This window comes from Clostridium subterminale, from assembly GCF_039521425.1.
GTDB lineage: Bacteria > Bacillota > Clostridia > Clostridiales > Clostridiaceae > Clostridium_J > Clostridium_J subterminale.
In genome coordinates, this window is record NZ_BAAACI010000001.1 from 554,303 (window position 1) to 578,121 (window position 23,819).

The 23,819-nt window shown below is 30.3% G+C and carries 27 protein-coding genes; 4 read left to right on the plus strand and 23 right to left on the minus strand.

Going from position 1 to position 23,819, the window contains the following annotated elements; all coding sequences use genetic code 11:
• Window positions 1–85: 85 nt before the first annotated feature.
• From ABDZ93_RS02855 to ABDZ93_RS02920, 14 genes are all read right to left on the minus strand, one after another.
• Complete coding sequence (locus tag ABDZ93_RS02855) at window positions 86–1,078, minus strand: N-acetylmuramoyl-L-alanine amidase family protein (RefSeq protein ID WP_343823445.1); 993 nt, start codon at window positions 1,076–1,078, stop codon at window positions 86–88.
• An 84-nt stretch (window positions 1,079–1,162) separates the two neighbouring features.
• Window positions 1,163–1,555, minus strand: coding sequence for a phage holin family protein (locus tag ABDZ93_RS02860; protein WP_343823447.1), 393 nt, complete (start codon window positions 1,553–1,555; stop codon window positions 1,163–1,165).
• A 204-nt stretch (window positions 1,556–1,759) separates the two neighbouring features.
• Window positions 1,760–1,885, minus strand: coding sequence for a hypothetical protein (locus ABDZ93_RS02865; protein WP_343823448.1), 126 nt, complete (start codon window positions 1,883–1,885; stop codon window positions 1,760–1,762).
• Window positions 1,886–1,887: 2 nt separating this feature from the next.
• Complete coding sequence (locus ABDZ93_RS02870) at window positions 1,888–2,163, minus strand: hypothetical protein (RefSeq protein WP_343823450.1); 276 nt, start codon at window positions 2,161–2,163, stop codon at window positions 1,888–1,890.
• Window positions 2,163–3,428, minus strand: coding sequence for a hypothetical protein (locus tag ABDZ93_RS02875; RefSeq protein WP_343823452.1), 1,266 nt, complete (start codon window positions 3,426–3,428; stop codon window positions 2,163–2,165). The genes ABDZ93_RS02870 and ABDZ93_RS02875 overlap by 1 nt, the downstream gene beginning before the upstream one ends.
• Before the next feature lies 1 nt (window position 3,429).
• Window positions 3,430–4,482 carry a siphovirus ReqiPepy6 Gp37-like family protein gene (locus ABDZ93_RS02880; protein ID WP_343823454.1) on the minus strand — a complete coding sequence of 351 codons (1,053 nt, stop codon included), beginning with the start codon at window positions 4,480–4,482 and terminating at the stop codon, window positions 3,430–3,432.
• 3 nt (window positions 4,483–4,485) lie between these two features.
• A complete protein-coding gene (locus ABDZ93_RS02885; RefSeq protein WP_343823455.1) occupies window positions 4,486–5,340 on the minus strand; it encodes a phage distal tail protein in 855 nt (284 codons plus the stop codon).
• Window positions 5,333–7,519: a phage tail protein gene (locus ABDZ93_RS02890; RefSeq protein ID WP_343823457.1), complete on the minus strand. Its 2,187-nt coding sequence runs from the start codon at window positions 7,517–7,519 to the stop codon at window positions 5,333–5,335. Before ABDZ93_RS02890 ends, ABDZ93_RS02885 begins: the two co-directional genes overlap by 8 nt.
• Before the next feature lie 42 nt (window positions 7,520–7,561).
• Complete coding sequence (locus ABDZ93_RS02895) at window positions 7,562–7,690, minus strand: Com family DNA-binding transcriptional regulator (protein WP_343823459.1); 129 nt, start codon at window positions 7,688–7,690, stop codon at window positions 7,562–7,564.
• A 94-nt stretch (window positions 7,691–7,784) separates the two neighbouring features.
• The gene (locus ABDZ93_RS02900; protein WP_343823461.1) at window positions 7,785–8,381 is read right to left on the minus strand and encodes a bacteriophage Gp15 family protein; all 597 of its coding nucleotides are present in this window, start codon (window positions 8,379–8,381) and stop codon (window positions 7,785–7,787) included.
• On the minus strand, window positions 8,381–8,722 hold the full coding sequence (locus ABDZ93_RS02905) for a DUF6673 family protein (protein ID WP_343823463.1): 342 nt from the start codon (window positions 8,720–8,722) through the stop codon (window positions 8,381–8,383). The genes ABDZ93_RS02900 and ABDZ93_RS02905 overlap by 1 nt, the downstream gene beginning before the upstream one ends.
• A 15-nt stretch (window positions 8,723–8,737) precedes the next feature.
• Window positions 8,738–9,232, minus strand: coding sequence for a hypothetical protein (locus tag ABDZ93_RS02910; RefSeq protein WP_343823465.1), 495 nt, complete (start codon window positions 9,230–9,232; stop codon window positions 8,738–8,740).
• Entirely contained in the window at window positions 9,225–9,665 is a 441-nt protein-coding gene (locus ABDZ93_RS02915; protein ID WP_343823467.1) for a chloramphenicol resistance protein, read from the minus strand. Before ABDZ93_RS02915 ends, ABDZ93_RS02910 begins: the two co-directional genes overlap by 8 nt.
• A gap of 466 nt (window positions 9,666–10,131) precedes the next feature.
• Entirely contained in the window at window positions 10,132–10,566 is a 435-nt protein-coding gene (locus ABDZ93_RS02920; protein WP_343823469.1) for a sigma factor-like helix-turn-helix DNA-binding protein, read from the minus strand.
• Window positions 10,567–10,898: 332 nt separating this feature from the next.
• On the opposite strand from ABDZ93_RS02920, the gene ABDZ93_RS02925 reads away from it, so the two are divergent.
• Window positions 10,899–11,342 carry a helix-turn-helix domain-containing protein gene (locus ABDZ93_RS02925; protein WP_343823472.1) on the plus strand — a complete coding sequence of 148 codons (444 nt, stop codon included), beginning with the start codon at window positions 10,899–10,901 and terminating at the stop codon, window positions 11,340–11,342.
• Between the two features lie 53 nt (window positions 11,343–11,395).
• Window positions 11,396–11,824, plus strand: coding sequence for an ImmA/IrrE family metallo-endopeptidase (locus ABDZ93_RS02930; RefSeq protein ID WP_343823474.1), 429 nt, complete (start codon window positions 11,396–11,398; stop codon window positions 11,822–11,824).
• 97 nt (window positions 11,825–11,921) lie between these two features.
• Here ABDZ93_RS02930 and ABDZ93_RS02935 read toward each other — a convergent pair whose 3' ends face one another.
• The 3 genes from ABDZ93_RS02935 to ABDZ93_RS02945 form a co-directional block, all read right to left on the minus strand.
• Window positions 11,922–13,199 (minus strand): FAD-dependent oxidoreductase, encoded by a 1,278-nt coding sequence (locus ABDZ93_RS02935; protein WP_343823475.1) that lies wholly within the window; start codon window positions 13,197–13,199, stop codon window positions 11,922–11,924.
• Entirely contained in the window at window positions 13,196–14,191 is a 996-nt protein-coding gene (locus ABDZ93_RS02940) for a sulfide/dihydroorotate dehydrogenase-like FAD/NAD-binding protein (RefSeq protein ID WP_343823477.1), read from the minus strand. The genes ABDZ93_RS02935 and ABDZ93_RS02940 overlap by 4 nt, the downstream gene beginning before the upstream one ends.
• Before the next feature lie 102 nt (window positions 14,192–14,293).
• Entirely contained in the window at window positions 14,294–15,409 is a 1,116-nt protein-coding gene (locus tag ABDZ93_RS02945) for a D-alanyl-D-alanine carboxypeptidase family protein (RefSeq protein WP_343823479.1), read from the minus strand.
• A gap of 127 nt (window positions 15,410–15,536) precedes the next feature.
• On the opposite strand from ABDZ93_RS02945, the gene ABDZ93_RS02950 reads away from it, so the two are divergent.
• On the plus strand, window positions 15,537–16,118 hold the full coding sequence (locus tag ABDZ93_RS02950) for a hypothetical protein (RefSeq protein WP_343823481.1): 582 nt from the start codon (window positions 15,537–15,539) through the stop codon (window positions 16,116–16,118).
• Entirely contained in the window at window positions 16,118–16,546 is a 429-nt protein-coding gene (gene ytfJ / locus ABDZ93_RS02955; protein WP_343823483.1) for a GerW family sporulation protein, read from the plus strand. Before ABDZ93_RS02950 ends, ytfJ begins: the two co-directional genes overlap by 1 nt.
• A gap of 162 nt (window positions 16,547–16,708) precedes the next feature.
• Here ytfJ and scpB read toward each other — a convergent pair whose 3' ends face one another.
• From scpB to ABDZ93_RS02985, 6 genes are all read right to left on the minus strand, one after another.
• On the minus strand, window positions 16,709–17,443 hold the full coding sequence (gene scpB / locus ABDZ93_RS02960; RefSeq protein ID WP_343823485.1) for an SMC-Scp complex subunit ScpB: 735 nt from the start codon (window positions 17,441–17,443) through the stop codon (window positions 16,709–16,711).
• Window positions 17,436–18,182, minus strand: coding sequence for a segregation/condensation protein A (locus ABDZ93_RS02965; protein ID WP_343823487.1), 747 nt, complete (start codon window positions 18,180–18,182; stop codon window positions 17,436–17,438). The genes scpB and ABDZ93_RS02965 overlap by 8 nt, the downstream gene beginning before the upstream one ends.
• A 541-nt stretch (window positions 18,183–18,723) precedes the next feature.
• Entirely contained in the window at window positions 18,724–19,920 is a 1,197-nt protein-coding gene (locus tag ABDZ93_RS02970) for a D-alanyl-D-alanine carboxypeptidase family protein (protein WP_343823489.1), read from the minus strand.
• Window positions 19,921–20,142: 222 nt separating this feature from the next.
• Window positions 20,143–21,447, minus strand: coding sequence for a pyrimidine-nucleoside phosphorylase (locus tag ABDZ93_RS02975; protein ID WP_343823491.1), 1,305 nt, complete (start codon window positions 21,445–21,447; stop codon window positions 20,143–20,145).
• Between the two features lie 59 nt (window positions 21,448–21,506).
• Window positions 21,507–22,322 (minus strand): purine-nucleoside phosphorylase, encoded by an 816-nt coding sequence (locus ABDZ93_RS02980; RefSeq protein ID WP_343823493.1) that lies wholly within the window; start codon window positions 22,320–22,322, stop codon window positions 21,507–21,509.
• 250 nt (window positions 22,323–22,572) lie between these two features.
• On the minus strand, window positions 22,573–23,745 hold the full coding sequence (locus ABDZ93_RS02985; protein WP_343823494.1) for a phosphopentomutase: 1,173 nt from the start codon (window positions 23,743–23,745) through the stop codon (window positions 22,573–22,575).
• Between the last annotated feature and the right edge of the window lie 74 nt (window positions 23,746–23,819).

A 23,819-nucleotide genomic window follows, 5' to 3' on the forward strand; every position in this document is an offset into this window, starting at 1 on the left:
TACTTTATTTGAGTTCACTCTTAACATGTGCTTATACAAAAGAAAAACAGGCTAGTAAGGATTTTATTCCCTACTAGCCTTTAAATTATATTATTTCAACTTCGATTGCATCTATAGTTCTTCCTACTATACCTGCAAAGTCTGTATCGTCCTTAACCCACTCAATCCAATAACCTCCTAACAGATGTACTCTATATCTTATAGAATATCCATTTAACCCCTTAAGTTTCATTTGAACTCTATCTATCGCTATACCGTTACCAGCAAAATCATAATTTCCATTGGATGATTTATAGTTCTGTACCCAAGAATAATAATCTCTATTAACAGGAGATACCCTAAATAGTATTTCACCTTGAGAAGGATATGCATATAAATTCTTTATCGGAGTTCCTAACCACCCTGCAAAGTCCTCTAAGTTCTTAACCCAAGAGAAATTATCCACCTTGATAAAAGAATCTATCTTCTTTTTACTTGGTGTTGGTGGAGGTGTTGGAACTGGTTCTGGTGTAGGCTTAGATACTTCAGTAATCATCCCTAAGTGTTTTAATATACCTTTAGCTATAGCTACACCAAAGGCTTCTTGTTCTGCAATAGTATCTATTATTTGATTATCTGTAGTGTTATCTAGGAAAGCACATTCTACAATTACTGCGTCCATGTTAGTTTCTCTAATTACTGCATAGTAATCAGTTCCACCATCACCTTTCTTATCATATTGCTTAACTGTATCTTGTCCAATAGCTTTCATTTCTGCTGCAATTTTATTGGATAATTCTAATCCCTTTCCTCTATAGATAGAAGAAATAACTTCTCCCCTATCTCCACCGCCTGCATTACAATGGATAGATACAAAGTAATTAGCTATAGCATTATTAGCTATTTGAGCTCTTTGAGATAATGTTACGTAAGTATCTGTTGTTCTAGTTAATATTACTTGTACACCATGTTCTTTAAGTACATTTCTGCAAGTTAAAGCTGCTACTAGTACTATATTCTTTTCTATAAGATTTCCATACGATGCACCTGGATCACTTCCCCCATGACCAGCATCTAAACATACAATATAATCTGCCATAATCAATTCCGCCTTAAATTTAGATAAAATAAAAGAGCAAGGTTTCCCTTACTCTGTAAAATAATTATTTAACTCTTTCTTTTCTCAATCTTTTAACTGTACTAAAGCATTCTTGAGCCTTTCTGGTATAGGTACTCCAAGTCCAGCACAATTCTCTAGCAAGCTTATACCTTCGTTGCAGATATAAAAATAACATACAAGGGTTCTAAATACCCATGTACCAGTATTTAAAAGCCTATCTAGCATTACTGCAACTATAAGAACTACAAATATAACTGCTTTTCTTGCTATTCCTTTAAGTCCTACATCACTAGACACTTCTTTATTAACATAAGCTCTTAATAGACCTGTACTATAGTCCAACACCATAAAAATTATTAATACGCATAATGCAGTGTCCCAACTCCCTAAGAGCCACGTCAAACCTGTTCCTATAGTTGTCACTAAAACTTTAATGTAGTTTAATATGTTATCCATTTTACACCGTCCTTTCTTGTAAAAATAAAAGAGACTAGATTTCTCTAATCTCTTAAGATCTGTTTGGTTCACAATATCTTTCTATTGCTCTATTATAATTACCTTTTGTTCTTCTATTATCCAACCTTTCTGTATAGCTCTGTCTAGACCAACCTCAGGCAATCTCCCATCTCTCCATAATTTCGCCAATGTTTCAAACATACTCTACACCCCCAAATTAGCTAATACTAGTTCTTCTACTGTTTCTTTTAATATTTCAAGCTCTGTTTTAGGTCTATTATTTTTTTCAGCTTCAAGTTCTTCTTTAGTCTTAAACTTAATATCTGCCATAGCTATACCTCCATCCACTCTGGGAACTTTTCTTTCTCTGTTGCATTAGAACTAATGAAATTTAATAAAGTTACAAATAATACTCCATTTTCTCTTTTGACATCTACAATGGGATTGATGTCTAGTGTAGTTTCAACTCCTTCGAATTGTGCACCTTCAGGGAATGTTGATAAATCAAAATTATCTTTAACCCCTTTATATTCTACACTTACAACCTCTCCATTAAAACTATATTCAATTTTTTCATTATTTTGTTGAGGACTTAAATATATTTTCATTATTTCCACCTTCCTATTGCTGTAAAACTTATTTTAATATCTGCTGTCATAGCAGATGGTCTCATTACATTTACATAAGGTAAGTTTGTGTTTGTGGTTGACGTAGCCTGAGCTAACCAAACTATATAATTATTATTGGATGCAACATCAAAACTTACAGCTATAGTACTACCTGAAGAAAATGTTGCTGGGTATGCTCCTAGAGTAGTCTTATCTCCTGTTGCGTAATATAATGAACCTACCAGTGCAGTTATCGGTACTTCTGAAAATGAACGAGTACCATAACAAAACATAGTTCCATCCCCAAATTTTATATAACGGCCATTTGCATTACTGCCACTTTCTACGATTACTGAACCTTTAATCGAACCTACACCATCTAGGTATAAATCCTTAAACTCATTACCTATTATTCCTATGTTTATTTTTTTAGCATTGGTCGAGCTAGGATGTATAGCGTTTTCAGCAAGTACTATTCCAGTAGTTGAATTATATAGCCCTAACATCTGTTTTGAAGTAATTATCCCATCAACACTTGGTTGAGCTTGTTGAAAATTTAATGTTCCAACATATCCACCATCATTTAAAAAATTCATGAAGTCACCCAATTGCGAAGTATGTGTATCAATCTGTTTCTGTAAATTTCCAGCTGCATCAGTACTTAGCTGCTCTTTAACATGTTGAAACCATACTTCAAAGGAGTTATCATATTGAGCAAATAAATCTGTAGTATCTATATTTTGCATTGGATTATATACATAACCGCAATATTCTTGTATAGCTCTTAGATCTGTTATATTGGCTTGTACTATTTGGGTTGTACCCTTTTTAACTAATACATCTGCAAGCCCCAACTCCCATATATCATCATCCCTTTGTAGGCTAGGTGCTAAATATGAAGTAGTTCCATAGGCACCCTTTTTTACCTCTATAGATATTTTTCTATTTATTCGATCTAACCTTGTTACAATTCTATCTATTCTATTTAGATCTGAACTTGCTGGCTCAAGAGTTATCTCTCCATCAAAGTTATCATAAGCATAATAACCGTTTATAAAACAGCTACCTGCCTTTAATTTCAATTTCATCAATTCATTAGCCATTACTTGAAAATTATTTGATGGATTAGCATATACTCCATTACTTAAAAATTCACTATGGTACTTTGCAAAATATTCTTCGTCCACAGCCCTATCATAAATAGGTAGCCCACTTTCGTCTATATCTACAATTTCACTAGGAAATATTCCACTTATAATTGACATTTTACTTCACCTCTCTATTTAATTTTTGCATTATTGTTTTTTCTTCTTTACCAAATACTATAGAAATATCGTGCTTATTATTTTCATATACTTCAGTTATTTCAGTAATTCGCTGATTAACTACTATATCTAACTCATTATCCACATAACTACATAAATCACCTAAATCATAATCTACTTTATATTTAAGATTAGATTGAGAATTAAATGTAGTATTAACATTTTCAACATTTCCATATTCATATAGTTTTTCAATTCCCTTTTGATATAATACTTTTTTATACTCCTCTATGGTTAATTCATCTTGTTTATCTCTGACTTCGAAGAAAATTTCTCTTCGCTCATTACCATTTGTTAAATCTACAGCAGTAATTACTTTAATATCTCCCTCTCCTTCTCCAACTACATAAGCAAAGTTTTTATATTCTTTATGATTACACTCATAGGTAGACGTAGAAATGTTCTCATATTCATCACTAAATACAACAATTGAATTTGAACTTTGGTTTTCCGTTCTATCTATTCCTTGCCACACTTCAAAATACATTTTATCCTCTTCATAATTGTATTTAACTCTTATAGATAAATCCTGAGTAGCTACAATATCATATATTTTTTCGCATAGATTTTCATATTCAACTTGTAATGCAATACTTGTACCTAGTCCATTCGCATTACCTAATTGAAGTTTATTTATAGGTTTATTAGCAATTGCAAAGTTATTTACAAGATTTCTAACAATATTTTCAGCTGTTCCATTCAGATTTTGTATTTTATCTATAACTCTATAACTAAGTAAAGCCTCTATAAATCTACCTTTAATAGTACATTGACTATCTTCCTTTATATAAGAATAAGTTTCTATAATTCCAACTTCTCTGAAGCTAGAACTATAAATATATCCTCCCTTTCCTAATAACTGAAAATATTTTGAATCTATATATAACTCATACTCCCCAACATTGTAATATCTTCTAGTCCATATAAGAGATGTGAACTCATCTATAAATCCTATTGGTTCAAATTTGTTATTTAGTATAATTAGTTCTACCATGTCCTACACCCCAAAGAATTCAGCTGTCCACTTTGGATAAACATTAAGATTTGTATATCCTTTATCAGCACTATATTTTAATATATTTTCTCCTACCTGCATGTCAATAAAAGAGCTAGAACGATCCATTTTTTGAGAAATATTTTTCCCATTTAGTTCTATCCTCTTATTCCCTTTATTCGTATTAATTGTGAGAATATCACCAGGCATCAAGTCCACTACTATCCTTAAAAATTTTCCTGTAGTTAAGTTTTCTATCTTTGGATTGCTCACCTCACCCTTTGCCATAAATGAGATAATTAACCCTGTATCTTTATCTCCATTATTAATTATTGTAGCCTCTTGTCTCAATACTTTAGCCGACATAATCATACCATTTGCTGGAATAGTGAAAGGTACAGTAATACTATTAATTTTACCAGCCATATTTTTACTAAACTCTCTCTCATCTTTAAAAAATGGATTAGGACATATCAGATTAATAATAAATTTAAGTGGATCATATAAATTCTCTCTACTATCTTTAAAACCTGCTACCTCATAATTAATTACCCTCTTAACTCCAGAGTAGTTTACATATAACTTTCCAGTTAAATAAGGATTAAAAAATCTAATTAGGTTTTGTCTTCTAGTTTCTGTATCCTCTGTTGATGGATATTCTGCTGTAATAGTTATAAGTCTTGATTCTACTCTTTTACTTTTAACAGTCCCACCATCAAATTGTGCATTATTTACAATATCTACACTATATTCTGAGCTAGAGATTCCTTCTATATTTATTAATTTGTATAATTTATCCTTGCCAATCTCTAAAATCTTGCCATTACATTCTAATTTAATATCTATATACTTATCCAAATGCAAGCTCCTTTCTTTGTATTTTTATTGCTCTTGCAACTTCAGATGGTGATTTTACTGGTTGGTATATATTAATAATCTCATTTACACCGTTATCATTATTATTTACTATGGAATATGGAGTTTCCATAGCAGCTCTATAACTAGAGCTCATTGCCATATTGCCAGAAACCTTAGTAGTTTCAAAATCAATTGTAGCTCTCATTTTTCTTGTTAGATCCTCTAGATTACAATCTACTTCTTTTTCAAGATTTGGAGTTTCTACATCAATCCCTACCCCAATACCTTTAATAAGGTTTTTACCTATCATATCTCTAAATAGAGTTGATGGTGAATGGATTCCAAAAAAGTCTTTAAATCCATTTGCTATACTGCTGGCTACATTTTTTACTGTATCCACCACTGCACTAACCCCTGCTAGAAGACCATTTTTTAAGCCCTCCAAACAGTTTGCACCTATTTGCATCCAATCAGCTTGAGCAAAAGCTCCTATAATTGCAGCTATTATAGTAGGTATACTACCTACTAACGTAGGAATTGCTATAATAAGTCCTTGTATTAGAGCCCCTATTATTTGAATGGCTGCTTCTATAATTGATGGTAAGTTATTAATAACTGCTAATACTATTCCATTTATTATCTTTGGAATTTCCATAATTAATTGTGGTAATGCTCCAATTATTCCTTGTATTAGAGCCAGTATTATTTGAATGGCTGCTTCTATAACTTGTGGAAGATTTGCTATGAGAGTATCTACTATATTTAATAAAGCTTGTACAGCCATTGGAATTAGCTCTGGCAACATTGATGCTAATCCATTAATAAGTGCCACAAGAATATCTATACCACTCTGAAGTATAAGTGGTAAATTTTCTCCTATAGATGTAATAATAGTTGTTATGGCTTGTATTACTAGCGGTATTAACTCTGGCAACATTTCAGATATTCCATTTATAAGCGCTAAAATAATTTGAAATCCACTTTCCATAATTAATGGTAAATTTTCCGTTATCAATGTCATAATACTTATAATAGATTCTTGTGCTAAAGTTATTAACTGAGGAATAGCTTCTACTAATCCTAATAACAATTCAGATATTAAAGTAATTCCTAGCTCAAATATACTAGGTAACATGGTAATAATGCCTTCAGCTAGCTGCATTATTATCTGTATTGATGATTCTGCTATTACTGGCATATTTTCTTGGAATCCAGCTATCAATGATTCTATAATTGAAACTGCAATACCCATAAATTCAGGAGCTTTTTCAGCTATACCTGCAATTGCCTCAGTAAATACACCTCCAATACTACCTGCAAGTCCTTCAAAGCCACCTTCTTGGAATGCTGAAGATAGCGTTCCTATCATACCTGTCGCTGAAGCTGTTATTTCTTTTAATGGGCCATCTATTTCATCACTCATATCTTTTCCAAGACTCATTAGTGAGCTTTTAAATAAAGTAACTTCACGACCCACACCATCTTCCATACCTGCCGCATCTTCATTTAACTTTGCTATATCTTCCTCTGCCTTTCCACTAAATTCAGCAATTTTAGATACTCCTTGTGCAAACTCTTTTCCAGCCTTTATTCCATAAGATCCAACTTTTCCAATAGCTTTAATAGTACCACTAAAAGCCGTTGATGCTACCTTTCCAACTTTAGATGATATATTTATAAACGCACTTGCTCCTTCTTTACCAACCTCAGTAGCAATCTTTAGAAAAGCTCCTTTTCCTGATATTCCTACTTCAGATCCTATTCTTTCAAAAGCCTTTTTAGCACTATCTATAGTTGAAGATGCCATTTTGAACCATTTTGTTTCTTTCATTACATCTGTTACTAATATTGTACAAAGCTTAATATCAGTTTTTAGTGTATTAAAAGTTCTTCTTACTTTTTCTGAAAGCCCTCCTGAGTAGTTTTCAATAGTATCTGCCATTGAATTAAAGAGATCTTTTACTTTAGAATTTATTTTATTAAAATCTTCCTTTAATCCCTCTCCAATTTTATCTATACAGTTAGATTGTACTTTAATTATTTCTTTTGCTGCTGCACTAGTTAATTTTAAAATAATACTTGTACTTTCCTCTTTAGTTTCTTCACCTTGTGATTCTAAGTTTTCTAATATGCTTTTTAATGTTGCATTTATTTCTTCATTTATACTTGTATTTGACATAATCTCACCTGCCTTTTATCAAGCAGGCTATGGCTCACTACTCTATGGTGTGGCTCTAAGCTCTGGCTTTTCTATTTCTATATTTATTAATCTTTTACATCTACTACATTTTATTTCTCCTTTGATGTAATCAGCTTTAATTAATAGTTTGTTACAAAATGGACACTTCACTTTTACTATAAAGATCACCACCTTTATTAATATAAAAAGTGCTTAGTTTTCTAAGCACTTTTTATTCTATTGATTCCTATGTAGAATACACAAATTAAAGTATTCCACTTAAATCTCCATTTCCCATAAGAGCATTTTCAATTTCTGTTACCTTTTGTTTTTTAGATTTACTTAATGGAATTGCATAGATTTTCTTCATATTGCTGTAGAAATCCTTTTGTTCTTTACTCATATTACTATTTATAGTCATAGATCTATATCCCATAATCTTAACTATTTCATTTTCTTCCTTTAGTGATTTAAACATGGCTTTAAATTTCCACCAATGTAAATCTTCTATGTCTTGAAGATCTATGCCATATTGGGTTAAAAAAGCGGAGTAAATATAATCATCGTCATATTCAAAACTATATGCTCTTGTACTCTTGCCCATAGCTACTCCACTACTTCCTTCATTAATCTCTTTTCCACCTCTATAAAACCAAAGAATTTGTTTAATTGCTTCTTCTAAATTATCTGGTATTACTGGATAATATAGAAGAAGAGCATTATATATTTTTTCTTTATCATCAAGCTCATCATCCTGCATCATTATCTCAAATAATATTGATGTACGAAAATCATAATTAATTCTATATTCTATATTATCTATTTCAACTTTTTGAGGCAAAATATCAATTAAAATATTCATTATTTTTTAGAACGTCTTTGAATTCTATTAGAAGAATACTTATTAGCAATAAGTTCAATTTCTTTATCCTTCTCATTTATACCTGTGATGAGAGCCTCAAAAGCCTTTAAGCATTCAAGTAAGTTAACTTTATCTCCAAATATTCTTTTATAAGTGCCTTCACCAAAAAGTTCATCAAATACATTAAAGATGGCTCTGCACTGAGTTCTTATTCCTTCGCCAATTGACATATCTTTTGTGTCTTCTTCTATATTCATTACTTTTTTTATTGCTTTATCATATTTTTCTGCCACATCGGCATCAAATATATCTAATTCCAGCTCAATTCCATTAATATTCATTAAATATTCCCCCTATTAAACTGCTGTAAATGTTTTTGTTGTAGTATTAAATGTACCTTCGATAAAATCTCCTACTGCATTTAAGTTTCCTGATACTACAATAGTCTCTCCACCAGCTCCAGCTAGTGCAGCAACTTCACAACTTACTTTAAATTTTCTAGCCTTATAAGTATTTTCACTTCCGTCTATTGGTTGAAATAGTTCAACTTTAACATAGTCAAATTGTGCATCTGACCCAGTAAGATGATTTCTTCCAACGTTGTATAATGCCATTACTGCCCCTTCACTTTTAATTAAATCTGATGTAAATGGGAATTGTGTTTGGTATGACTTAATTGTAGTTGAAGATGACTTATCGTTAATATAAACCTTAGTATCAAGTTGAGCTGCAGGGTTTTCGTCTAATGTATTAAAACCTGCTCCCATTAATTCATATTTCTCTGTACCTGTTGCTCCACCTATATTTATATAATCTGCTATTTGATGTCTTTGTATTGATTCTTTACTCATTATTTTTTCCTCCTTCTTGGTAATATACCACTCTACATTCTATTTTATATTGTGCTTTATCTAGATTTTTTTCGAAAACATAACCACTTGTTAATGCTTCTATTTTTTGTGCCACTCTACCACTATCTAATGCTGGTAGATTATTAAGTTCTGATTGAAATTCCAGCCACTTAGCAAAGTTTTCATAGAATTTACTATTAGCTATATTTTGTACTACATCTTGTCCATATACTTCCCTACTGACAAACATGAAACAGTATTGTCTAAGACTAGTACCATCAATATATTTTTTTAAAATTTGTTCTCTAGGGAGTTCTTCTATCATATAGGATACTGTATTTTCACCTAAGTAATTAACATTAATACCCTCATTAATATTTGTTAAATAAGGACAGGTTCCTATATATTCTTTGATACTTTCTACTATATTCATTTCTACCTCCTCTACTAATTTATATATTCTCAATATCTATTAGCTATTTATTAAAATCATTGTCACAGTTTAAGAGCATTGGTTGCTAGTTTTTAAAATTGAATTGGTTTATCTAGATCCTGTTTAGCTAATTAAATTTAAATATATATTTTATTTACTTTAAATTAGAGGCTATTCTTTCTTTTTGAATTATCCTAATATATTTCAAAGAATTTATAAATCTTAATATGAAAGTCACCGCATTATTATCACCCCTTTCCTTTAGCTTCATTTCTTATTTGTTAATAAAACTTTTTAACCATAACTCATAGTGATAAATTAGTAATCTAAACTTTATTATTCTTATTTAAAAATTAAAAACTAATTTATTATCTTAAGACTCAACTTTTAATAACTTATCACCACTGCGATGATATTATTCTAGCACCTCTTTAAACCGATTATATAAAGAGAGTTTAAAAGGAATTTATAAAGAATTTAAAAAGAATATATTTACAAGAGATTTAATAGCTTTTGACTTTATTGCTGATACATATTCCTCTGTAATATAAAGCTTTGCTGAAATATTTCTATTACTTTCCTTATGAAAATATCTCATTTCAATAATACTTCTTTCCCTATCTGTAAGAATTTCTAGAGCATTTTCAATCTTTTTTATTTCAGCCTCTTTAACTTTTATAGCATAATTTAATCTGTTAATTTGAGCCTCTTTTCTTATTATCATATTTTCCACTGTTGAAGTAATTTTATTAGTTTTTCCTGTCTTCTCCACATAATTTACACCAATTCCGTCATCATATTCATTTTCTAGTAACTCTATATCTAGTTTTATATTTTTTATTTCTGCTTTCGTTTGATTAAAGTTATAAAGCATAGTTTCAATTTTTTTATTCATATTCATACTGATCCTCCTTGAATTTAATTCAAATCCTATTATTTGTCTTTTGGAATGTTATATTGAATTAATATCAATATAATAATTCATTTTTTAAAAGTATATCTCACCTTACATCCACTCTTTTACACAACTTTTTCTTATTAAATTATTTTTTTTAGATAAAATTCATTTCATATATAACCTCCTAATTTGAAATTAATTCAATATTTATATTCCAATAATATTGAATTAATTTCAAGTTGTCAAGATATATTAAAGCTTTTTTGATTTTATTTCAACTATTGTTGATTTTAATTCAAATATGGATATAATATAATTATAGGAGGTGTAAATATATGAACACACTCGGTATTAGGTTAAAAGAACTTCGAAAAAAACATGGATTAACACAAAAAGCATTAGCAGATATTCTTTTAATAGATAATAGTTCAATTTCTAAATATGAAAATGATAAAGCAATACCTGAAAACGAATTACTTCAAAGAATTGCCGATTTTTTCTCTGTCTCTGTAGACTATTTGCTTGGAAGAAGTGATATATCATCACCTAAAAAATCTACTCTTGATGATTTAGATTTAAATCCAAAAGACAAAAAAGATATTGAAAAAATTTTTAATAGTACCTTGGAATCTTTAGAAAATCAAGAAGGTCTTATGCTTTCAGGTAATCCAATTAATGATGAAGATTGGGAATTATTGAAATCAGCTATTCAAAATGGGATCGAATACGCTAAGAAAATGAATAAGATAAAATATACCCCTAAAAAATATAAAAAATAATTTTTATATTTTATTTAGTAAAATTTAATCATATTTTGGGGGGGAATATAATTTTGGAAATTTCAAATTTAGTAAATAACTTAGTAAAAAAATATAAGACTAATGATCCTCGAGAATTATGTGATTATCTTGGAATAAAAGTTATGTATGAAGATTTAGGGTCTATTCATGGATTTTATCAATATGCTCCAAAAAATAAGATAATTCACTTAAATATTAGATTAAGTGAAACTGATATGTTATTTACTTGTGCTCATGAACTAGGTCATGCTATATTGCACAGTAATCTAAATATACTTTTTCTAGAAAGTAAAACTACTCAAGTTAAAGGTAAATATGAAATGCAAGCTGATCAATTTGCAGCTGAATTATTGATTGATAAATCAATAATACTTAATTATGAAGGTTTATCTATAAACACTATTGCTAAATGTGAAAATATAGATATAAAATTTCTAAGACATAAATTTTTATATAAATGAATTATTAAAAGTTCATCAATAAAACCATCAGGATATACTTAATCTTATATCTTGATGGTTTCTATTAAATAAATTTATATAATAAATATCATGTATTCTATACTAATTTTTGATTGAAAATATTATCTAACTCTAGCTTTCTTACCTTTTTTTGAGTCTCTTCTGGATCTAAAATATATAGTCCATTATCCTTCATTCTCTTAAAGTACTCGGCTCCTGCAAAGGTGTATCTATTTCTTCTGCCTTCTGTGGTTTGAACTTTTTCATTAGCATAAGCTATAATGTCCCCAGTAGCTAAATTTCTTGGGAGAGTTAACAGTGGCATTCCAAGCTCATTTCTAACAGCATTATGTCCTGCTAGAGAACCAGTTGTTATAGCTTCGGTATGTCCTACAAAAAGTCCACTTTTTTCTCCAGCACAGAATAAATTATCAAGTCCTACTACCTTCATCTGATTGCTTCTTGGTGCAACTGATAAATATCTAATGGAATTTCCTTTACCACCTGCATATGGATCTACAAATTTTGCCTCTTCAAGACCTTCAATTTTTCTAAGTTTATCTAACGGGTAATAAGAAGTCATCAATTTTGCATGGCCTGTATCCAAAAGCACTATATTTTCTGCAAATTCCTTTAGTGCATACTGCTGACAAACCTTTTGCTTTAACTTATCGGTATTAATATCTTCAAGTGGAACCTTTAATACTACTACTCCTTTCTCGTCTAACTGTTTTACTATTTTCTCTGATAAACTATCCTTTTCCAACTTACATGAGCCGCTGAAAGCTCCAAATACATCTTCTTGCCTTTCACCTTTAATATCTTCTATTCCTGCTCTATAACTAATACTTACTCTTGGTCCAAAGGCTGGGCATCTTAAAATACACATAGAGCAACCATTTCCATAGCGTAAACAATTTCCCATAGGTCCTGTAGAACCAGTAGTTTCCACAAATACATCCGCTTCTATATATTCACCATTACTAAGATAAATTCCCTTAATCTTAATTCCTTCCATATTTACATCTACTACACGACTTACAAATCTCATTTTTATTCCCATTTTTTCAATGTGTCTTCTTACCGCTGGCTCTATTCTATTTACATTGTAAAGCCATGCATGTTCATGACCTGGAAAATCTATATTTTTGTGGAGTGTATTAGCATCAGTTATGTTTATTAAATCTCCAGCTCCTAGGGCTATAAGCTCCTCTGCTGCTGTATATCTTCCATTATTCCTCATAATTCCGCCAACATTTCCAAGTCCTAGTAATAAATCTGTTTTTTCAATTATTTCAACTTCAGCTCCGGCTTTACGTGCAGAAATTGCAGCTGCACAACCAGACCAACCCCCGCCTATAATAATTATCTTCAATATAATCTTCTCCCTTCGAATATATATTTAGGACTGGTTTGCATCTTACACAGTCTTCGCAGTTTTTCATCATCATTCATAATGGTACAGCAACCGCACACGCCTTCTCCACAACACATTTTTGCATTATTGGAACAAGAAAACTCAATATTCTTATCATAAGCTTCTACAATTTTCATAATTTGATGACTAAGCACATCAGCACCATCACAATGTACTAACGCAACATCTCCCTTAGTTAAGATTCCTTCCAAAACCTTTCTACACTTACAATCAAGAATTCCACCCATAAGTAATGTATTTGTTTTAATTACCTTTATAGAGTATTTTTTTAATTCCTTTTCTATAAATATTGTATCTAAAGTTCCTTCATCAAGAATTACTGTAATTGTATTTTCATTATTATATAATTTCTCCATAACAGGTACCATAGGTGCTTGACCTATACCTCTACATACTAAAACACAATGCTTTCTTTTAATTGTATTCACTGAATTAAGTCCTAAAATGCCATTCCAAAAAGGACCTTTAATTAAAACATATTCATTAACATTTACATCTTTAAGTATCTTTGTTTTAAGTCCCTTCAATTCAATAGCTAAAGTAATAACATCATTTCCCGTATCACTATCCATAATACAAATCGGAGTATCAAAAGCTTGCTCACAATCCTCTTTTCTAATAAATACAAAGGACCCAGGACCAACTAATTCACTAGCTAGTTTTTTAGTAACTTTAATCTTTAATATCATAAGTTTTTCATTTACTAGTTCTTTATCTATAATTTGATATCTTCGATGTTTCCTTCCTTCCTTTGCCTTAAAACTATTTTGCATAAATTCCTGATATATGCACACTCCATTCCAATTTACGCAGTCACAAAAGTCTTTGCCATCTAAGTGAGAACATAGGATGCAATTTCCTGACTCTGCTAAATGACATGGACAGTATTCACTTCCACAATCTATACAGTTATATGGTTCGTAGCCCATTACCTGTGCCTCCAAAATTACTATATTATCAGAATATTTAGCAATAAGTTATTTGCTACTGTTTCCAGAAAAAAAACCAAGGTTTTTTTACCTTGGTTTATCTTATTTATCTTTATTGATAATATATTTAATGTAATCCCATATTCCAATTTTTTCAATGTCCTCTCTAGGATGAAGTGTTATTGCATATTTAGAATTTAATTCATTGGTTATAGTGAGCATTCCGATATCATCTGTAGTTCTGATTGGTGTAGTTAACTCATATTTAGGTAGTACAACATTTTTGACTATTTTTTCATCCTTTCTAACAGGGAAAATTAAATCTTCTTCAGCAACTAATGGTATTCCTTCCTCTTTACCTCTAACATTTATATCTCCTATAACTTCTCCAGCTTCTATAATCTTTTTATATTCATAATTATCTTTTACATATTCATAAATTCTTTGACTTTCTTTCCATCTTGGCACACAATTTAATGTTACTACAATTATTTCATTTTTATCTAGTTTAAAGGAACTAACAAGACATTTTCCAGCCTGCCCGGTGTATCCAGTCTTAACTCCAGTACAATTAGGCTCTTGATATAAAAGTTTGTTTATATTTCTAAATTCCCTTGTAAATTCTACTCCTTCTTCTCCTGAAATTAATTTAGTAGATACGATTCTATTAAATTCATCAATTTCCTTAGCCTTTTTAGTTGCAATGGCTAAATCATAGGCCGAAGAATAATGGGAGTTACTATCTAGACCGTGAGGAGATTCAAAATGACTATCTACCAGACCTATAGATACTGCAAATTCATTCATAACTTCACAGAACTTTTCTACAGACCCACTAGTCCCTTCTGCAATAGCAATGGCACAGTCATTACCTGACTTAAGCATAAGACCATATAAAAGTTCTCTTATAGTTATCTTATCTCCAGCCTTATATCCTACTGTAGAACCTCTTATAGCCGCAGCATTTTTAGATATTTCTACAACTCTATCTATATCTCCATATTCTAAAGCTACCAATGCAGTTATTATCTTTGTTGTACTTGCCATAGGTATAACATTATGAGCATTTTGATCAAATAAAATAGTTCCTGTAGCTGAATCTATAGCTATGGCAGAAACTGCATCTACTCTTATTGGAGCTGCATCTACACTTTTTATAGGAACACTAACCGTAGTAAATAAAAATATCAATAGAAAACAACATGCCCTTCTTTTCATCCTTTTACACTCCTAACTTAAATTTGTAACCTATTCTCAAATAGTTTTATTTTTTTATAAACCATGAATATATAAATCATAGTTGGATAGAATTGCAGATATAAAACTATGGAGGTTTAGTATACTAATGAAATATTTTTTATGGATTTTAGCCATAGTTATGCTGGTTTTATTATTTCCTATTCCAATAAAAATAACACTTATATATGCTAATGAAATTTTTACCTTAAAAATATATAATAAAGTGATAATTCCATCAAAAAGTAAAAAAGCTAAGGCTAAAAAGAAATACAAACCAAAAGATTATATAGAAACTCCTAAAGAAGAAAAAATTTCAAAATTAAAAATTAAAGATGTAAAAGAAATAATAGAGCTTTTTATTAATTTAAAATTTAAATTTACTATACGTACTAATATAAAAATAGATTACGCTATAGAAGATGCTGCTATAAATGCTATAACTTATGGTTTTTTATATCAAATCACAGCATTTATTTCAACAATTTTAAATCTATTTTTTAAAGTTAAAAAATTTACCCCTACTATAAATATTAAATATAATAAAAATTTCTTTAAATTTAAAAGTACTAGTATAATTTTTATAAATATAGCAAAAATTATATATATAGTTATAGCAATTTTTTATCATTATATCGAAGGTAGAAAAGCTTCTTCCTTTGATAAAGTCAATTTAAAGGAGGAATTTTGATGGATAGTCATCCAATAGAAAATTTAATGAAGTCAACTATGGAAAATATTAAAAATATGATTGATGTGGATACAGTTATTGGTAATCCCGTAAGTGCACCTGATGGTACCACAATCATTCCAATCTCTAAGGTATCCTTTGGTTTTGCCTCAGGTGGAAGTGAATTTAAGGATACTAACTTAGATTCCTCTAATAGGTATCCATTTGCTGGTGGATCTGGTGCAGGAATCTCATTGAAACCAGTGGGGTTCTTGGTAGTACAAAAAAATACTATAAGATTTCTTTCTGTAACTGATTACAACCCATACGATAAGATAATCGATGCAATGCCTCAAGCCGTTGATATGATTTCTGGGCTTTTTAATAAAGATAAGGTCAATAATGATAATCATTCAGAAGTCTACAATCCATGTGAACCTTGCGATTAACTCTAAATAAAAAGGCTGTCTTAAAATAATTCACTAATCTTTGTCTGATGTTGAGGGTATACTTTAACAATATAAGTACACCCTCAACATTGACTTAAGATTTAGTTTTTATTTTAGATACAGCCTATATCTTATATACACTAAAAAATATTTATTTTAAAGTTAAATTTTATTTTCTTCAATATCCTTTTCTTCTAATTCTACTAGCTCTTCATCTTCTATAAAATCTTCTAAAGATGGTAATTCACCTAAGGATGTAAAATCAAAATGCTTTAAGAATTCATCAGTAGTAACATAAAGATTTGGTCTTCCTATAACATTTTTCTTTCCTGATTCCTTTATAAGTCCTTTTTCTACTAAAGTGCTAATAGCTCTATCACTTTTAACCCCTCTTATATCTTCAATCTCTACCCTAGTTATAGGTTGCTTATAGGCAATTATAGATAGGGTTTCAAGAGCAGCCCTAGATAAGGATTGTCTAATGTTTGTCTTTAATAACATTTGAATATGATCGCTATTTATAGGTTTTGTACCAAGTTGATAAGCCTTATTGATACATATTAGCTTAATTCCCCTAGATTCATCTCTTTCATATACCTTTTCCAAAACCTTTAAAAGTTCTATAGCAAACTCTGCTGAGCATTCTAAAATACTTGCTATAGTGTCTATTTCCAACGGGTCTCCAGTTGCATATAATAAAGACTCTATTATAGAAAAATATCTTGCATATTTAGATTCATCTATAAAATAATTTAACTGATGTTCTGACTCCTGAAGAACCTCTTCTATTTTATTTCTAGGATTAATATCTATACTTCCATCTTCTTTATTTGCTTTACTTAAACTTTCATCATTAATTTCTATATCATCATGATTTAAATTAGTATATTTATTCATTCCCTATCACTCCCTCTAAATATATCTCACCAAAGTTTCCATGCTGAACTACTTGTACATCTTTCAGCTTTATTAACTCTAACAAGGCTAAGAAGGTTACAATGATTTCTGTTTTACTTTTGCTTTCCTTTATTATACTAGAGAATGTAGTATTTTTACTCTGCACTAAAACGTCTTTTAAGTAATCCATTTTATCTTCTATTTTAAATACCTCAACCTGCACTCTATCTTCTATGTTGAAGGTTTCATTCATCTTATTTTTATATATCTCCATTAGTTCAATATACATATTATATAAATCCATCATGGTTATGCCTTTAAGTAACTCTTTGGCATCTTGCTTTTTTTCCCTGGTATCTTCAATTATTTCAGGTCTTTTAGTAAATATAATGCCTGTATTCATTTGTCTTTTACCTAGAAATTCAGCTACATTTTTAAATTTTTTGTATTGCACTAATTTATCTATAAGCTCTTGTGTATCATCAACCTCTTCAACCTCCGGTTCCTTATTTTTAGGAAGTAATACCTTAGACTTTAATTCAATTAATGTAGTAGCCATAACAATAAATTCTGAGGCAATGTCTAAATCCAATTCCTTCATTTCATTTAGATATCCTATGAATTGATTTGTTATATCCAAAATACTTATATTATATATATCCATTTGATTCTTTTTTATTAAGTGTAATAAAAGGTCAAATGGCCCCTCAAAATTTGAAGTTTTAATTGTTAATGCCATAGTTTCACCTTCCTTACAATAAAATTATCTGCACACTAAAAGCTACAATATATCTCTTAGCATAAAAACACTCATTATAAATTATACTCTAAATTTAGTTAAAATTACAATAGTAAAAATAACTATTTTCAATTATGACAATTATTATTTTGAAATATAAAACAATATTAAATAACGTTAAAATAAAAAATCACCCTAAACACTTTAGAGTGATTTTTTATATCAGCTTAATACATTTGGGGTTGTATATTGTAACTGATAACTATAGCACTTAACTGAATTTTAAATTAGCCTTTACATATATATTTTTTACAGATATTTAAATTTTATTCTCTTAATTTAATTATTAAATATGTTTTTATCCGATGACTACCAGCTCTAATACTCCTATCTTCTTCAGTGTGAGTAAGCAGCCACGTCTCTGTATAACAAAATTCCTCCTAAAGGACAACGACTTCTAAATATCAAAAATACTGATACTTAGAAGTCTGTTAGCAAGCTTCAGTGGGAGGAAAATTCCATCTGAAGCAAAGAACTCTGTTTATATTGAATGATCAAATATATTTGATAATATATCTTTAATATTTTTAAAGAACTGTGATTGTTTTACTTCCCTATCACTATATAATTCTACTTTTCCTAATAATTCATCTCCATTATAAACTTCACAATATCCAACCACATCACCAGCATTTATTTTCTTCAATTCAGGATTAATATTTACTTTCTTTGTCAATTCTTCCTCTCCGCCTTTTTCGATGGTTACTTTTAAATCATCCTTTGCTTTTGCTATAAAGAAAGAATCACCTTTTTTATTTAATGGAATTTGTTGCACATCACAATCCTTAGCTACTATAGTTTTGCTTTGGTATTTGGAAAATCCAAAATCCATAAGCTTACTTGCATCTGCATTTCTTTGCTTAAAAGAAGGTGCTCCCATTATTACTGCAAGCATTCTTACGTTATCTCTAGTTGCTGTGGAAGATATACAATACATAGCTTCTTGTGTAAACCCTGTTTTAAGTCCATCACACCCTTTATAAAATCTTACTAATTTATTATGATTAACTAATTCAATTGGTGTTTTTCTACCTTCTGATATAGTCTCCATATATATAGATGAATAATTTAAAATAGTTGGGTGTTTTAGAAGCTCTCTAGACATTATAGAAATATCTCTAGCAGTACTTAAATGTCCTGATGCACTTAGACCTGTAGAATTTTCAAAATGAGTATTATTCATTCCAAGTTCCTTAGCTCTTTCATTCATTTTTACTGCAAAAGCTTCTTCACTACCTTCTAAAAATTCTGCCATGGCAACTGCTGCATCATTTCCGGATGCTATAGCTATGCCTTTTAGAATTTCTTCTACGGTTCTTACTTCTCCAGTATCCAATATCATACTACTACCGCCCATGGATTTAACCTTTTCACTACAAACTATTTTATCTTGAAGAGTTATTCTTCCATCATCTATAGCTTCCATAGCAAGTAACATAGTCATTATCTTCGTAACCGAAGCAGGCGCAAACTGTTCATCTGCATTTTTTTCGTATATAACATTTCCTGAATTAGGCTCTAATAGTATTACGGATTTTGCCTGTGGCTCAAATCCTACTACATTATCTGCAGGCTCATTTTTTATTTCATCATCAGCAAAGGCTGTTGGAAGGATTATAGCCTGCAATGAAAGTATTACGGATAATAATAAAGTTAAAACAAATTTATTCTTTTTCATAACCGACCTCCAAAACAATTATTATGAGGTTATTTTTACCTCAATCTTAAAAATTATCCTAGAAATTTAGAAATTTTATTTTCTAAACTTTCTTCCTAATTAGAGTTCCCTAATATAGAATTTATATCCTCAAGCTGTAGAAATTACTTTTTATAAATAAAATAAGCTATATAAAATAATTTTTAAGTTATTTTATACAGCTTTCTTTAATGTTAATATTTGCTAACTAATTACTTCATGAATTAGTGGTATATCATTTTTATAGCCTTCAATTATTTCATAGTTTTTTAAGATGCCATTATTAGCTTTTTCAATAAGATTTTCGTTATTACTATGTATATATGCTATAGTGTCACCCTTTTCCACTTTATCACCACGTTTTTTATTTAAAACTATTCCCACTGCTAAATCTATTTTACTTTCTTTAGTAGCTCTTCCTGCTCCAAGTTCCATTGCAACTATTCCTAAGTTTTCAGCATGGATTTTTTTAACCACTCCACTATTTTCTGCAATTACTGGTACTACATACTTAGCTTTAGGTAATAAATCTGTGTTATCTATACAAGCTATATCTCCACCTTGAGCATTAACAAATTCTTTAAGCTTCTCTATAGCTGCTCCTGAAGTTATAGTTTCTTTTAACATAGCTTCAGCTTCCTCTGCAGTGCTTGCTTTTCCTGCTAACATTACCATACGACTTCCTAAAACTAAAGAAAGTTTTAATAAGTCCTCAGGACCATTACCTTTCAATGTATTTATGGCTTCTTCTACTTCTAAAGCATTACCTATAGCTAATCCTAATGGTTGGTCCATATCAGAAATTACTGCCATAGTATTACGTCCAATATGTTTTCCTATAGAAACCATTTCTGTAGCCAATTCCTTAGCAGATTCTGTATTCTTCATGAAAGCTCCGTCTCCAACCTTAACATCTAAAACTATAGCATCAGCTCCTGAAGCTATTTTCTTGCTCATAATACTAGATGCAATTAGAGAAACATTATCAACGGTTGCTGTAACATCTCTTAAAGCATATAGCTTCTTATCAGCTGGAGCTAAGTCTCCAGTCTGCCCACCCACAGCAATTTTAATAGTATTAACGTTATTAATGAATCTTTCTGTTGGCATTTCTACAGAAAAACCTTTGAAAGCTTCTAACTTATCTATGGTTCCACCGGTATGACCTAGGCCTCTACCAGACATCTTAGCCACTGGTATTCCTAGTGCTGCTACCATAGGTGTAAGCACTAAAGTCGTAGTATCTCCTACTCCTCCAGTACTATGCTTATCTACCTTAACTCCTTGAATTTCACTTAAATCTAACATATCTCCAGAATGTACCATTGCCATAGTTAAATCTGAAGTTTCTCTCTTATTCATTTTCTGAAAATATATAGCCATTAAAAGAGCCGAAACTTGATAATCTGGAATTTCTCCCTTTGTATAGTTCTCTACAAAATAATTTATTTCCGCTGTGGAAAGCTCTCCACCATTTCTCTTTTTTAGAATCAAATCATACATTCTCATAAAAACACACCCCGTTCTATACCTTTATATTTAATTTAAGTGATAAATGGTCCACACTATTATAATTCTCTAACTATGCCTTTAACTAAAGAAACAAATTTTGATTTTACTTTAGCAGAAGTTTCTATTACTTCTTCATGGTTTAATGGCTGGTCTAATATTCCAGCTGCCATGTTAGTTATGCATGAAATTCCTAGTATTCTAAGACCGCAATGATTTGCTGCAATAACTTCAGGAACCGTTGACATTCCAACTGCATCAGCACCTAGTATTCTTGCCATTCTTACCTCTGCTGGAGTTTCATATACTGGACCTGTGAACATCATGTAAACTCCTTCTTTTAATTCTATATCAAGAGATACTCCAACTTCTTTAGCTAGCTTTAAATATTCTCTATCGTAAGCTGTAGACATATCTGGGAACCTTGCTCCTATTTCTTCTTCATTTTTACCTATAAGTGGATTTGTACCTGCAAAGTTTATATGATCTGTAATCATCATTAAATCACCTGGTACAAAGCTAGTATTAACGCCACCACAAGCGTTAGTTACTATTAAAGACTTAACACCTAAATATTTCATAATGTGGATTGGAAGTGCTAATACACTCATAGGATGACCTTCATAATAATGAAATCTACCTTGCATCATGATAACTTTTTTACCTTCTAAAGTTCCACATACAAATTGTCCTGCATGACCTTGTACTGTAGATACTGGAAGATTAGGTACTTCTGAATACTTTACTACTACTCTATCTTCAACCTTATCAGCCATATCACCAAGACCAGATCCTAAGATAATACCTATTTCTGGTTCAAAGCTTAACTTAGTTTTTATATACTCTACACTTTCATTGATTGATTTAATATCCATAAAAATTTCTCCTTTTATTCACATGTTGTATAATTTTATTTAGTTATATTTTATAATATCAGCTAATTAATTTATCCTTCTATCTTTTGTTTGACTAGTTAGTTAAACAAATTAGATTAACAACAAATTACAATATATTATTACCCTTTAGTAATTTATATATTGTAATTTGTGTATTAAAATTTTTATTATCCCTTTTATCTTTACATTTTTAGTTTATCTAAAACTTTTTTTTAATTTAGATTATTAACTATACAATTAAATCCTTAAAGCTCTTTCCTACTAAATCATTTTCAATGCCAAGCAGGTCTAATACGGTTTTACCTATATCGCAGAATCCATTTCTAGTTCCAAGATCTATATCTTCTTTAAGATTTCTTCCATATACAATTACAGGTACATATTCTCTTGAATGGTCTGTACCCTCTGTAGTTGGATCACATCCATGATCTGCAGTAATGATTAATACATCATTATTTCCCAAAGCTTCTTTAATTTCTGGTAATCTATCATCAAATTCTTCTAAAGCCTTAGCATATCCTTCCACATCATTTCTATGTCCAAATTTCATATCGAAATCTACTAAGTTTGTAAATATGAATCCGTTAGAATGAGACTTCATCATTTGTATAGTTTTATCAACGCCATCCATATTATCCTTTATAGATACTGATTCCGTAACACCTTTTCCTGTAAATATATCTTTAATTTTACCTACAGCTGCCATAGGTAAGCCAGCTTCACTGACATACTCAAGAGCAGTCTTGTTAAAAGGTTCTAGTGCATAATCATGTCTATTAGCTGTTCTTACAAACTCACCTTTTTTCATACCTTTAAAAGGTCGAGCAATTACTCTACCTACCATCTTATCTCCAACTAGCATTTCTCTTGCAATTTGGCACATCTTATATAATTCCTCTAAAGGTATTACATCTTCATTAGCTGCAATTTGAAATACGCTATCTGCCGAAGTGTAGATTATAGGATATCCTGTTCTTATATGTTCTTCTCCTAATTCTTCAATAATGGCTGTACCAGAAGCAACTACATTTCCCAAAGTCTTTCTTCCTATTTTAGCTTCAAATTCATCCATTATTTCTTTTGGAAAGCCATTAGGATAAGTTTGAAGAGGTGTTTCTAAAATTACTCCTGCCATTTCCCAATGTCCTGTAATTGTATCCTTTCCTTTTGAAAGTTCACTACATCTTCCATATATACCTTCTGGATTTTCACACTTAATAAGATTTTCCATACCTTCTATAGAACCAATTCCTAAAGCTTCTAAGTTTGGAATAGAAAAACCTTTAACATGTTTTGCTATATTGCCTAAAGTATTACTACCTTTATCTCCATAAAGCTCTGCATCTGGAAGTTCTCCAATACCAACACTATCGAGCACAACTAAAACTACTTTTCTATCCATGATATACTTCCTTTCTTCTTAGTCACTGATATATTATATTTTACCACAGATGTTTCAAAATATATAACTAAATA